The sequence below is a fragment of the Microbacterium alkaliflavum genome (assembly GCF_044325405.1).
In the GTDB taxonomy this organism is placed as follows: domain Bacteria; phylum Actinomycetota; class Actinomycetes; order Actinomycetales; family Microbacteriaceae; genus Microbacterium; species Microbacterium alkaliflavum.
This window is the reverse complement of sequence record NZ_JBIQWL010000001.1, coordinates 451,027-463,774: the sequence shown is the minus strand read 5'-3', so window position 1 is coordinate 463,774 and position 12,748 is coordinate 451,027. Positions and strand designations below refer to the sequence as shown.

The following is a 12,748-nucleotide window of genomic DNA, read 5'->3' as shown; positions in this document are numbered from 1 at the left end:
CCGCCCTGTGCGAGGCCGGAAGCTGGGCGTCGCTGAAGGGAAAGGGTCAGGCCCGGGGTGCGGCGCGGCGAGCGCCGACCAGGGCCTGCGCCTCGGCCTCGGCCTCACGCGCGAGGCGCTGCGCGCGGATGCCGCTTGCGAGCACCCAGCCGAGCAGCCAGACGACGGTGGCGACGAGGATGACGAAGGACGTTCGCAGCGCGACGTCCTGATCGGGCATGACCAGCAGCGGCACGAGGGAGAGAATCCCGCCGACGACGGTGCCCACGGCGCCCGTCAGGGCACGCCCGCATGAGCCCCAGAGCCACCACACAAGAACGCCGGCCGCGACGAGCACGACCGACGAGATGACCGCTCCCCACAGCAACTCGTCCATTTGCCCTCAGAGTACCGCTGATTCGTCCCTGAACGGCGGGTCTCCGGAGACGTAACGGGATCTGACGGCCGCCACGTCCGCCCGCCTGCCCGGGTACGCTCGAAGGCGTGACCGAACGCGCTCCACTGTCCCGCAAGCTCTCCGCGATCGCCGAGTCGGCAACCCTCAAGGTCGACGCCAAGGCCAAGGCCCTCCAGGCCGCCGGTCGACCGGTTATCAGCTACGCGGCGGGCGAGCCCGACTTCGCGACGCCGCAGTTCATCGTGGATGCCGCGATCGAGGCGCTCCACGACCCCGCGAACTACCGCTACACGCCCGCCGTCGGCCTTCCCGTGCTGCGCGAGGCGATCGCCGCGAAGACCCTTCGCGACTCGGGCCTGGAGGTGCAGCCGTCGCAGGTCGTCGTGACCAACGGCGGCAAGCAGGCCGTGTACCAGGCCTTCCAGGCCGTCGTGAACCCGGGCGACGAGGTGCTGCTCCCCGCCCCGTACTGGACGACCTACCCCGAGGCCATCGCCCTCGCCGACGGCGTTCCCGTCGAGGTCTTCGCGGGCGCCGACCAGGACTACAAGGTCACCGTCGAGCAGCTCGAGGCGGCGCGCACCGACAAGACGACGGCGCTCGTCTTCGTCTCGCCCTCCAACCCCACCGGCTCGGTCTACACCGCCGACGAGACGAAGGCGATCGGCGAGTGGGCCGTCGAGCACGGCATCTGGGTCATCTCCGACGAGATCTACCAGAACCTCGTCTACGAAGGCACGCGCGCCGTGTCGATCGTCGAGGCGGTTCCGGAGGCCGCGGGCCAGACGATCCTCGTCAACGGCGTCGCCAAGACCTACGCCATGACCGGATGGCGCCTCGGGTGGATGGTCGGCCCCGCCGACGCCATCAAGCTCACCGCCAACCTGCAGTCGCACCTGAGCTCGAACGTCAACAACGTCGCGCAGCGCGCAGCCCTCGCGGCCCTCACGGGCCCGCAGACCGAGGTCGAGGAGTTCCGCCTCGCGTTCGACCGTCGCCGCAAGCTCATCGTGTCGGAGCTGTCGAAGATCGAGGGCGTCACGGTGCCGAACCCGCTCGGCGCGTTCTACGCCTACCCCGACGTGACCGGCCTCCTCGGCCGCGACTGGCGCGGCAAGCGCATCGAGACGTCGCTCGAGCTCGCCGACCTCATCCTCGACGAGGCCGAGGTCGCCGTCGTGCCCGGCGAGGCCTTCGGCCCCTCGGGCTACCTTCGCCTCTCGTACGCGCTCGGCGACGAAGCGCTCCTCGAGGGCGTGCGCCGCATGCAGGAGCTCTTCGCGTAGCGGCCATGAGGATCACCGAATCAGCGGACTGGCGGGACGCCCTCCCGTTCGAGTCGCCCGTCGTGCTGGCCGACGTCGTGCCCGGCGAGCCCGCCCGCTGCGCGGGCTGCGGGCCCGACGTCGACCCGCGGCCGCGCACAGAACTGTGGGCGTACAAGCACCGGCATCCCAACAATCACGCCGGATTCGTGAGGTTCTACTGCGTCACGCACGTGCCGGCCGCCCGGCGCCCCGCGCCGTCACCCGCCGTCACCACCCGGTCGCGCCCTGAGCGCGCGCCCCGCCAGGCGCTGGTGCGCCGGCCCGCCCAGCCGGAGCGCCAGGCGGTGCTGTGCCCCAACTGCTTCGTCGAGGTTCCGCCGACCGGCGTATGCGGAATCTGCGGCGAAAAGGTCGGCTGACCCGGCGCATTCGCCCGGGGCGAATTGCGGGTCATGCGACGTGCACCCGCAACACGCCGCGGGCGAATCGGGGCGCGATCTGGTCGCCCGCGTCATCTGGCGGGTGTCGTCGGAGCGCACCCGCAACACGCCGCGGGCGAAGCGGGCGGGGCTAGAGCTCGACGCCGATCAGCACGGGCTCGGGCTGCAGGATCAGGCCGAACTCCGACTGCACGCGCCCCTGGATGAAACGCGCCAGCTCGGCGAGCTCGCCGGCCGTGGCTCCGCCGCGGTTCGTGAGCGCGAGGGCGTGCTTCGACGACAGGGCGGCGCGCGAGCGCGGCAGCTTGAAGCCCTTGCCCACGCCGGAGTGCTCGATGAGCCACGCCGCGCTGACCTTGACGTCGGGCTGCTGCGTGCGCGCAGGCGGGATGTAGCCGTCGAACGCTTCGAGCGGGATGACGAGCACGGGATCGAGGTCGGGAGCGACGGGCCACCGGGGGCACTCGTCGGGCAGCGTGCGCGCGAAGGATGCCGAGACCACGGCGTTCTGGAAGAACGATCCGGCGCTCGAGGTGTCGGGGTCGGTGTCGTCGAGCACCATGCCCTTGCGCCGGCGCGTCTCGAGCACGTGATCGCGGATCCACGCGACCGAGACCGCCTGGCCCTCGGCCAGGCCGAGCGCGGTGCGCAGCTGCGCGCCGGCGATCGGCCGCTCGGCGTGGCCCACCTCGGCGAGCTCGAGCGTGACGGAGAGGATGACGGCAGAGCGCAGCGGCGCGGAGCCGTAGTGGTGCTTGAGCACCGACGTGCGGAAGCCGAGGCCGAGCTCGGCGGCGGGAACGGCCGACACCTCGCGGGTCGCGTGGTCGAGCAGCTCGACCTCGATGAGGGTCTGCACGATCTCCTGGCCGTATGCGCCGATGTTCTGCACGGGTGCCGCGCCGACGGTCCCAGGGATGCCCGACATCGCCTCTATGCCGGCCAGGCCCGCCTCGACGGCGTACGCGACGAGGGCGTCCCAGTCGTGGCCCGCCTGCACCTTGAGCCTCGCGAAGCCGGGCCGCGGCGACGGCATCCACTCGACGCCCTCCGTCAGCACGCGCACGACCGTGCCGTCGAACGGCTCGTCGCCCATGAAGAGGTTCGAGCCTCCGCCGAGGACGAGCCAGTCGTCGCCGTCGCCCCACACCTCGAGAAGGGCCGCGACGAGTTCGTCGGTCGTGTGCGCGTCGATCATGCGCGCGGGGATGCCGCCGGTGCGCAGCGTCGTGAGCTGCGCGAGCGGGCGTGGCTCGACGTCGGGCATGCGTTTACGCGAGGCGGACGCGGACCTGCGCCTTGACCAGCACCGTGGTCTCGTCGAACGACACCGTGAGGTCGATGCGGGCGGTCTCGTCGTCGACGGCGCCGACCTTGGCGACGATGGTGACGTCGGCGCCGGTCTCGGGGTCGACCACGACCGGCTTGGTGAAGCGCACGCCGTACTCGAGGATGCGGCCGGTGTCGCCGACCCACGACTCGATCGTGCCGACGGCGAGGCCCATCGTGAGCATGCCGTGGGCGAGCACGCCCGGCAGGCCGACGGCGGACGCGACGTCGTCGCGGTAGTGGATCGGGTTGAAGTCTCCCGAAGCCCCCGCGTAGCGCACGAGCGACTCGCGGGAGAGGTGCACGGTGCGCTCGGCGACGATGTCTCCGACGGTCAGCGACGTCACTTCTCGCCCTCCCCCACCAGCAGGACCGACGTCGTGGTGACGACGTGGTCGCCCGCGGCATCCGTGATCTCGGACTCGCTCGTGACCATCGCGGCCGCGCCCATCGCACGGATGCCCGTGACCGAGAGCTTCGCGGTGAGTTCGTCGCCGGCGACGATCGGCCGCGAGTAGCGGAACTTCTGCTCGGCGTGCAGCACGTTCTGCAGGACGATGCCCGAATCGGGCTCGCCCAGCAGCTGCTGGAGAGTCGCGTCGGTCACGACGATCGCGAACGTCGGCGGCGCCACGACGTCGGCGTAGCCGAGCGCCTGCGCGGCGGCCGGATCGGTGTGCTGGGGGTCGTCGGCGAAGACGGCGCGGGCGAATTCGCGCACCTTCTCGCGGCCGACGAGGTAGGGCGACGTCGGCGGGAAGTCCCGCCCGACGAGCTCGGGGTTCACTGGCACCGTGCCATCCTACCGAGCGCGCCCGACCGTCCCGCCCCGCGGCCGGAGCCCGTGCTGTGGCCGAGCGCCCATGCTGTGCACGGCGCGAAACACGGGCTCTCGGTGAGAGCACGGGCTATGGACAGGGAAGAGGGATGCCTCAGGCCCGGCGCCCGCGCACCGCGCGGACCCCCATCTGCGTCGCGATGAACGTCAGGAAGATCGCGAACAGCACGTTGGCGGCGAAGGGGTCGAGCAGGGTCGCGATCCAGGCTCCGAGCGCGGTCGTCGTGCAGGCGGCGAGGCCCACGGTGACCCCCGCGGGCAGGTCGACGTTGCCGCGGCGGAGGTTGCCGACGGTCCCCGAGATCGCCGTCGGGATCATCATGAGCAGCGATGTGCCCTTCGCGACGAGGTCACTCGTGCCGAACAGCATCATGAGCGCCGGCACGACGATGATGCCGCCGCCGACGCCGAGAAGGCCGGAGAGGATGCCGGTGACCACGCCGAGCGCGACGAGACCCGAGATCGTGAGGATCGTGAGCGGCAGTTCGGCGTCGCGCGAGGGGATCACGAGGAAGAGGTTGACGATGACGACGACGAGGAACGCGACGAAGCCCCAGCGCAGCACCGTGACCGAGACGCGCGGCAACAGCCACGTGCCGATCTGCGCGCCGACGACGGCACCCGCGGCGAGGATCAGGGCGGGGATCCAGGCGACCGAGCCGTGCACGGCGTAGGAGATGACGCCGACGGTCGCGGTCGGCACGATCGCGGCGAGCGACGTGCCGGCCGCGAGGCGCTGGTCGAACTTCAGGATGAGCACCAGGAGCGGCACGATGACGGTGCCGCCGCCGACGCCGAACAGCCCCGACATGAGGCCGGCGAGCAGGCCGATGCCGATGCAGACGAGGAAGAACGAGGGGGCGCGTCGCGCCTTCACGGGCGCGTCGCTCACGGCAGCGACACGTTCGCGTCGTCGATGGCCCAGTCGGTCTCGGTCGCGACGACGACGTAATCGTAGGCGCGTGTCATGGGCTGAGGCGCGGTGAGCGGCGCCCCGCTGTCATCCACGAGCGAGACGTACGTTTCCGTGGTCGAGACGATGATCTTCTTCCCTTCGCGCGAAACGGCGACGACCTCAAGATGGTAGTCGTCGCTCCCGTCCGCGAACGACTTCGCCTCCGCCGTGAAGCCGGAGCATTCGGGCAGCAGGAGCAGCTCTCGGAACGCGGGGGTCGTCGACTCCTCGTACTCGGCGCAGTCGATCTGCTGCCAGGCGTCTTCGTAGCGCTCGACCGTGCGCACAGCCGCCTGCTCGGGGTCGAGGGTGGCGCTCGGCGCGGGCGATGTCGCCTGCTGCCACTGCGGGACGAGCACGGCCGCGCCGGCGACGAGCACGATCGCGATGATCCCGAGCAGCGCCCACAGACCCCGGCGCCGCTTCCGCCTCGGCTGCTCGGCTGCGGGGTCGAGGGGGGCCGTGCGCATGAGAGAACCCTAATGGCGCGACATGACGCGCCCGTTTCGTGAGCCGCGTCACGCCACGAGCGACGCCATCAGGCTCGGGTTCGGGTCGCGCCACTTCTGCGCCGACTGCAGCAGCCAGAAGACCATGAACAGGCCCAAGGCGATGAACTCGCACACGAAGATCGGGGGGATGGCGGCATCCGGGACCTCGTCCCTCGTGATGAACACGACCACCACCAGGATGTCGAGCACGAGCGCCGCCGCGATGACGATGTTCGTGATCGCGAGCGCACGCGACGGCTGCACCCACAGCGGATCGCCCGGATGCGGGAAGGCGTTCCATACCGCGACGGCCGCGATCACCAGGAAGAACAGGCCCGACGAGAGGAAATGCCCGTAGGACAGCATCCACTCGCGCGCCCACATCCAGCCGGCGAACACGGCGGCCAGCACGACGACCGAGACGATGACGGATGCCGCGATCTGCCGCCACGTGAGGCCCTGACGGGTCCGGATGACGAGGGCGACGATGACGAGCAGGCCGCCCACTACGAGGTACGTCGACACGCCGTTGCCGACCGCGGGCCGATATTCGACCGGCACGCACGGTGCACCCTCGGGGCACGTCGCGACGACGCCCGGGATGCCTCCCGGATGCATCGGCGTCGGGATGAACGCGATGAGCGGAGCGAGGAGCGCCGCTGCATCGAGCAGATTGCGCTCGACCCCGCGACCCGACAGCGCGAACAGCCCGAAGGATGCCGCGACCAGCGCCGCGACGAACGCGTCGCCCGCGGGCGTGTAGTAGTAGGCGCTGATCGACGGGAGCAGTCCGACGTCGGCGAACGCGAACCCGACCGCGGCGGCGATGACGACGACGGTCGCGGCGATGCCGAGGCGCACGTAGCGGTAGGTGCGCATCAGCGAGGTCTCGACGGGAACGGCGGTCACGGCATCCCTCCTCGGCGTCCACGCTATCGGCGAGCGCCGACGCCGCCGTCGCGGCGCGACGCCGCACGACAACGGCGTGTTACGGGTTTGCTACGTCCCGTCGATTCGCGGGCGATCGGGGACGCCGCGTCCCTATCGTGGAGGACAGACCCGCAGTCGCGTCTGTCGCCGGAACCCCCAGTTCGGCGAGCCTGACCCCAAGCGGGCGTTCTTCCCGCGGCGACGGGTTCAGGCCCCCTCGGGAGTCCGCCTCGATCTGCGATCCCGAGGGGGTCGTCCATCCGGCATCCTCGGCGAGTCCGGCCGCCCCTTCACCTCGTCCGCCGTCGGGGGTAAGACAGGAACAGGATTCGTCGAAGGGCGCGAGGATGAACGATGCATCTGGTCCGGCGGCGCCGACGGGTGTCGAGCACCTGAGTGCGGCGGATTGCTGGTCGTTCCTGCAGGAGAACGAGCTCGGCCGGCTGGCGGTCGTGCGCGACGACGGGACGCCCGACATCTTCCCCGTCAACTACGTCGCGCACGAGGGGTCGCTGTACATCCGCACGGCGCGCGACAGCAAGCTCCTCCACATCGCCCACCACCCTGTCGCGGCCTTCGAGATCGACGGCGAGACGGAGGGCCGGTATTGGAGCGTCGTGGTGAGAGGTCCCGCGGAGCGCGTGACGAGCGACGCCGAGATCCGCGCGAGCGGAGTCACGGAACTCGGTTCATGGAGCCCCACGACGAAGCATTTCGTCGTGAAGGTCACGGCGCACACCATCACGGGCCGCCGCTTCGTCAGACGCGGAGCACGGAGGGAGGCCCTGCAGGCATTCGAAGCGGATGCCGCGATCGCGGCGCCGGAGAGCGAGCCGCGGTCACGGGCGCAGCGCCCCGAGCCGATCCCGCACCGCAGCCCGTCGCACGACCCCGCCTGACAGACCAGACCCTTCACCCAGCCGAGGGAAGCGGGGTCCCGCGGTCCGAAGACCGTGAGACCCCGCTCGTGATCGGGTTGTGCGGTGATCAGCCGCAGCTCGTCGCGGCGATCGTCGCCTCGGTCACCGACGTGACCGGCTTGCCGTCGACCGTCGCCGATGCCGTGACCTGCACGGTGCCTGCGCCGATGCTCACGGCCTTCGTCGAGAAGCCCTGCGACACCGACTTGCCGGGCGCGACCCCCGCGATGGTGGTCTTGCCGTAGGGCGTCTGCACCTCGACCGACACCGTGACGTCGTCGAGGTTCTTGACCGTCGTCGTCAGGTAGACCTTGCCGACGACGCAGCGCGTCGTAGTGGTGACCTGCACCTCGGGACCCGAGGAAGGCAGCGTGATCGTCTGCGGAGCGACGCTCTCGAGCGTCGGCTTGACGGTCTTCATGAGACCGTCCGCACCGAACTCGACCTTGTCGATCGTCGTCTCACGGTGCGTGCCGTCGCCTCCGGGCATCCCGAACCGGTGGTACGCGATGTACCAGTCGTCGGTGCCGGGCACGTTGATGATCGAGCTGTGGCCCGTCGCCTTGATGCCGAGTGACAGGTCCTTCTGCAGGATCACGCCGCGGTAGGTCCACGGTCCGTTGATGCTCGTCGCCGTCGCGTAGCCGATGCGGTAGTTCTCCGAACCGGTGTCGTCGATCGAGTAGGTGAGGTGATAGAGCCCCTGGCGGTAGTTGAGGAAGATGCCCTCACGGAAGTCCGTGAGACCCGTGATCCGCTGGTACGTGCCGGCCTTGATCGACGCCATGTCGTCGTTCAGTTCGGCGATGACCGGCGAGCCGTTGCCCCACGCGAGGTACCACTTGCCCGTCACCGGGTCGTGGAATGCCGCGGGGTCGATCGCCTGACCCGACGTGACAGCCTCGTTGTTGAGGATCATCGCGGTGGGCTGCGCGATGAACGGACCCTCGGGGCTGTCGGCCACGGCGACGCCGATCGTCTTGCGGTTGTACGTCGGGTTTTGGCCCGAGAAGTAGAAGTAGTACTTCCCGTCGCGCTCGATGATGGTCGGCGCCCACGCGTTGCCCGTCGCCCATGGCACGTTGCCGTTCGCCCCGTCGAGCGTGAGGAACGGCTGCTCCGAACGCGTCCAGTCGACGAGGTTCTTCGACTTCCACACGTAGAACGTGTTGCCGCCCCAGCCGGCCAGACCGTCGGTCGTGGCGTAGATGTAGTACGTGTCACCGAACACCGCGATGTTCGGGTCCGCGTAGTACCCGGGCAGCACGGGGCTGTTCACGACCCGCGCCTCGAACTTCCACGTGACGGTGGTGCCGTCGGGCTTGGTCAGCGTGTAGTTCACAGGCTGCGTGAGGTTCACCGTCGTTCCCGAGGCGGGCGACACGGTCGCTCCCGGTACGGCCCCGAACGTCGGGGCGAGAGCCGTGACATCCGTCCCCTTCTTGACCGGCAGGACGACCGAGTGGGCCGTCGAGTCGACGATCGGCGCCAGCTTGAGCGCGTCGGCGTTCGCAAGCGAGACGTCGAGGAGCTGGTCGGTGACGCCGGCGTTCGAGAGCACCTCGGTGGCCGACAGCGCGCGGTTGTAGACCTTGACGTTGTCGTACCAGCCCTGGAAGTAGCCGTCGGCCGAGTAGAGCGACTTGCCGAGGTACGCCACGAGGTTCGTCCCGAGGTCGCTGACCTTGGTGCCCAGTGTCGCGTTCTGCCCCATGCGGACGCCGTCGGAGTAGACCGTCATCGTCGTGCCTTCGAAGACGACGTCGATGTGGTGCCACTGCCCGGACGTCACCGAGCCGGTCACGGCCGACTCCGTCTGGTACGAGGCCTGCGTGATCGCGCTGCGCACATCACCTCCGCGCACGCGCAGGAAGTAGTACTTGTTGGAGTCGGCACCGAACGTGAACGTGAAGAAGTTGCCGCTCGTCTTCTCGCTCTTGACGTCCATCGACACGGTCATGGTGTCGCGCTTGTCGAAGAAGCCGGCCGGGAACGCCGCGAAGCCGTTCGTCGAGCCGTCGACCTTGAGGGCCTTGCCCTTGTCCGCGTCGGTGGCGACCGCTGCGGTGCCGCTCTTGGTGAGGTTCGCCGTGCCGATCGAGTCGTTCAGCGTGCCGTCGTCGAACGTGTACTGGGCGATCGGCCCCTGCTGAGGCTCCTCCGGGTCGGTCGGGTCGGTCGGCTGGTCGCCGTACGCGGCGAGCAGGCGCTGCTCCTCGGCCGCCGAGAGGCGCAGCACCGAACCGTGACGGAACGGCTGGTCGAACGAGTACTGGTTCGCACCCGATCCCGTGCTCAGCTGCGTGAACTGCAGGCTCGCGAGGGTGTCGGCGGTCTGCGCGTAGTAGCCGCTCTGGTCGCCCATGACCGTCCAGCGGCCGTCGGGCCGCTGGTAGGCGGTGAGGCCCTCCATCGAGGCGCGCATGCCGTGGGCGGCCGCCTCGCCACGGGCGATCACGGTGGTCCAGGGACCGTCGAGGCTCGTCGCGGTGTCGACGACCGTGAACCAGTCCGACGTCGCGAAGCGGTAGTAGGTGTTGCCTTCCTTCGCGATCGTCGTGTCGATGATGTTCGGGCCGGTCAGGCCGTCGCCCTTGGCGTTGAGCGACTGCCAGATCTCCGGCTTCGTGAACGTCGTGAAGTCGCGGGTCTTGGTGAGGTAGACGCGCAGGGCCCAGTCGTTCGTGCCGTTGTCGGTCTTGTCACGCGCCGACCAGTACACGTAGTACTCGCCGGTCGCCTCGTTGTAGATGGCCTCGGGCGCCCACACGCAGCCCGCCTGGTCGAAGCCCGCGAACACGATGCGCTGGTCGCTCCAGTGCACGAGGTCGGTCGACTCCCACACGACGAGGTTCTGGCTCGCGTTGAGCTGGTCCCAGCCCGATCCGCCGGCTCCGCCGCCCTCGGCGTGCAGGTCGGTGCCGATGATCCAGTACTTGTCACCCTCCGGCGAGCGCACGAGGTGCGGGTCGCGCACGCCGAGATCGCCGGCCAGGTTCTGCAGGATCGGTGCATTGTCGTTGAGCTTGTTCCAGTGCAGACCGTCCTGGCTGTAGCCGTAGAAGATCTTCTCGTAGCCGCCCTGCGCCGCGAAGTGCGTCCAGAGGTAGCCCGCGGTGTAGTTCTTGTCGAGCCCGACGGGCGCCGCCTTGACGGTCACGGGGATCGTGCGCTGCACGCTCTGCGACGCGACCGCAGCCGTGAGCGTCACGACGGTGTCGGCCGCGGGGCGCGTGACGACGCCGGCGGCCTTGCCGCCCTGGGCCGTCGTCGTGATGATGCCGGCCGGAGAGGCCGACCACGTGATGGCGCTGCCGTTCTTCGAGCCGGTGGCAGGCAGCGTGATGTTGCCGCGCACGTCGGTCGCGTTCGGGATCGCGATGGCGTCGAGATCCTGCTGGGCGAGGGCTTCACCGCCCGGCTGAGGCAGGACGGTCGCCGCGAACTGCTTCGTCTGGGTCGACGATCCCTTCGTGAGCGTCGCGGTGAGCGTGACGCTCGCCGAGGCCTGGCCGGCCGCGGGACGCGTCACGACGCCGGTCGCCGAGATGACGCCGGCGTTGCTCGTCGCCCATGTGACGCTCGAGCCGTTGGCCGCGGTAGCCGGCAGCGTGAGGTTGGCGGTCACGCCGCTCAGATCGCCGAGAGACAGGGATGCCGCATCGCGCTGCACCTTCGTCGCGTCGGTCGGGTTCAGCGCGGCGACCTCGGTCGCGGTCAGCGCCGCGTCGTAGATGCGCACCTCACGGAGGCTGCCCGAGAGGTACTTGTCGGCGGTGTACACCGAGCGGCCGAGGTAGTTCGCAGTCGTGACACCCGCGCCGATGGCGCCGGGGGTGATCGTCACGCCGGTCTGCTGGCCGACCTGCACGCCGTCGAGGTAGACGCGTGCAGTGTCGCTCGCGTCGTCGAGCGTGTACGTGATCGTCTTCCAGACGTCGCGGGCGAGGTTGGCGCTGCTGTTCGCCGTCTGCTCGGTCGTCCAGTTGCCCGTCGCGATGGAGGTCTTGTAGGTGTTGCCCGTCGAGTAGAGGTACCCGTTGCCGACGCCGGAACTGTCGGTGTTGCCGAAGCCGTAGATGAAGTACGGCGTGCCCTGCGAGGAGCGCACGAGCACTTCGGCGCTCACGGTGATCGAGGTGAGGCCGGCGAGCAGGTTGTTCGGCAGCTTGACGTGGTCGTCGGTGCCGTCGAGGCGCACGCCTTCACCACCGGTGAGGGTGGCGCCCCCTACGTACGTGCCGTTGCGACCCGCGCCCGAGGCATCCGTCGCGACTGTCCCGGTCGTGTCGTTGAGCGGGTAGTAGGCGACGAGGCTCGGCGCGGCCGCGACGGCCGGCTGGGTGGCCACGACTGCGCCGGTGAGGCCTATGGCGGCGACGGAGACGCCGGCGACTAAGCGGCGAACGACACTCTGCTTCATTGCACATCCTTCTTGTCCGCATCGTCGGCGGACAGTCCTTTCGAAATGTTATCGCTCACATTGATGTGGATGCAACGAAGCGATCAGACTCGATCAGCAACGCGCCGACTCCCGAGCGCGATCGCGCCCGGGAGTCGACCCTGACCCCCGCGATGCGCTCGCGCGGCTGCGCGCCTGATCAGCCGCGCAGCGGCTCGAGCAGCCGGTGCGGCTCGCGCAGCGCGATCGCGAACGGGTCCTTCGTCTCGGCCGTCTGGGGCTTGCGGATCACGACGTCGGCAGCGACCGGGATGGCGCCGCACACCGAGCACGACCCGTTCGCCTCGAGTGTCCCGCCGTCCTCGCGGTGCGTGTAGACCATGCGGCGCTCGGGCGGCACGTAGTTCTCATTGCCCCACTGCGCCAGGCTCGAGATGACCGGCCACAGCGTCTCGCCCTTGGCCGTGAGCACGTACTCGTCGCGCGCGCCGACGCCGGGAACGCGGTCGGCCACGCCATGTTCGACGAGCCGGCCGAGCCGATCCGTGAGCGTCGCGGGCGGCAGGCCGATGTGCTTCTGCAGATCGGAGTAGCGCCGGATGCCGTACATGAGGTCGCGGACGATCAGCAGAGTCCACCGCTCCCCCACGACCTCGAGTGCGCGCGCCACGGCGCAGTCCTGTCCCGCATAGTCGGTTCCCAACGGCATGCGCCCATTCTACACAAAACTTCATTCATTGATGCTTGTTACTTCATTGATTGATGTGCATACTGATTC

At 69.5% G+C, this 12,748-nt stretch carries 12 protein-coding genes; 3 read left to right on the top strand and 9 right to left on the bottom strand.

Annotated elements, in window-relative coordinates; genetic code table 11:
* Positions 1–46: 46 nt before the first annotated feature.
* On the bottom strand, positions 47–376 hold the full coding sequence (locus tag ACH3VR_RS01875; RefSeq protein ID WP_396639050.1) for a hypothetical protein: 330 nt from the start codon (positions 374–376) through the stop codon (positions 47–49).
* 107 nt (positions 377–483) lie between these two features.
* Here ACH3VR_RS01875 and ACH3VR_RS01870 point away from each other — a divergent pair, with 107 nt between their 5' ends.
* Complete coding sequence (locus ACH3VR_RS01870; protein ID WP_396639049.1) at positions 484–1,683, top strand: pyridoxal phosphate-dependent aminotransferase; 1,200 nt, start codon at positions 484–486, stop codon at positions 1,681–1,683.
* 5 nt (positions 1,684–1,688) lie between these two features.
* Positions 1,689–2,084 carry a glucose-6-phosphate dehydrogenase gene (locus ACH3VR_RS01865; protein ID WP_396639048.1) on the top strand — a complete coding sequence of 132 codons (396 nt, stop codon included), beginning with the start codon at positions 1,689–1,691 and terminating at the stop codon, positions 2,082–2,084.
* A gap of 151 nt (positions 2,085–2,235) precedes the next feature.
* Here ACH3VR_RS01865 and ACH3VR_RS01860 read toward each other — a convergent pair whose 3' ends face one another.
* The 6 genes from ACH3VR_RS01860 to ACH3VR_RS01835 form a co-directional block, all read right to left on the bottom strand.
* Positions 2,236–3,372, bottom strand: coding sequence for a UDP-N-acetylmuramate dehydrogenase (locus tag ACH3VR_RS01860; protein ID WP_396639047.1), 1,137 nt, complete (start codon positions 3,370–3,372; stop codon positions 2,236–2,238).
* A gap of 4 nt (positions 3,373–3,376) precedes the next feature.
* Entirely contained in the window at positions 3,377–3,781 is a 405-nt protein-coding gene (locus ACH3VR_RS01855; protein WP_396639046.1) for a MaoC/PaaZ C-terminal domain-containing protein, read from the bottom strand.
* On the bottom strand, positions 3,778–4,227 hold the full coding sequence (locus ACH3VR_RS01850; protein WP_396639045.1) for an FAS1-like dehydratase domain-containing protein: 450 nt from the start codon (positions 4,225–4,227) through the stop codon (positions 3,778–3,780). The genes ACH3VR_RS01855 and ACH3VR_RS01850 overlap by 4 nt, the downstream gene beginning before the upstream one ends.
* Positions 4,228–4,366: 139 nt before the next feature.
* Positions 4,367–5,164: a sulfite exporter TauE/SafE family protein gene (locus tag ACH3VR_RS01845; RefSeq protein WP_396639044.1), complete on the bottom strand. Its 798-nt coding sequence runs from the start codon at positions 5,162–5,164 to the stop codon at positions 4,367–4,369.
* Entirely contained in the window at positions 5,161–5,697 is a 537-nt protein-coding gene (locus ACH3VR_RS01840; RefSeq protein ID WP_396639043.1) for a hypothetical protein, read from the bottom strand. Before ACH3VR_RS01840 ends, ACH3VR_RS01845 begins: the two co-directional genes overlap by 4 nt.
* Before the next feature lie 48 nt (positions 5,698–5,745).
* Complete coding sequence (locus ACH3VR_RS01835) at positions 5,746–6,627, bottom strand: hypothetical protein (RefSeq protein ID WP_396639042.1); 882 nt, start codon at positions 6,625–6,627, stop codon at positions 5,746–5,748.
* Between the two features lie 368 nt (positions 6,628–6,995).
* On the opposite strand from ACH3VR_RS01835, the gene ACH3VR_RS01830 reads away from it, so the two are divergent.
* On the top strand, positions 6,996–7,547 hold the full coding sequence (locus ACH3VR_RS01830; protein WP_396639041.1) for a pyridoxamine 5'-phosphate oxidase family protein: 552 nt from the start codon (positions 6,996–6,998) through the stop codon (positions 7,545–7,547).
* 88 nt (positions 7,548–7,635) lie between these two features.
* Here the strand turns inward: ACH3VR_RS01830 and ACH3VR_RS01825 are convergent, their stop codons facing one another.
* Positions 7,636–11,991 (bottom strand): family 43 glycosylhydrolase, encoded by a 4,356-nt coding sequence (locus tag ACH3VR_RS01825; protein ID WP_396639040.1) that lies wholly within the window; start codon positions 11,989–11,991, stop codon positions 7,636–7,638.
* A 178-nt stretch (positions 11,992–12,169) separates the two neighbouring features.
* The gene (locus ACH3VR_RS01820) at positions 12,170–12,679 is read right to left on the bottom strand and encodes a winged helix-turn-helix transcriptional regulator (protein ID WP_396639039.1); all 510 of its coding nucleotides are present in this window, start codon (positions 12,677–12,679) and stop codon (positions 12,170–12,172) included.
* Positions 12,680–12,748: the final 69 nt, after the last annotated feature.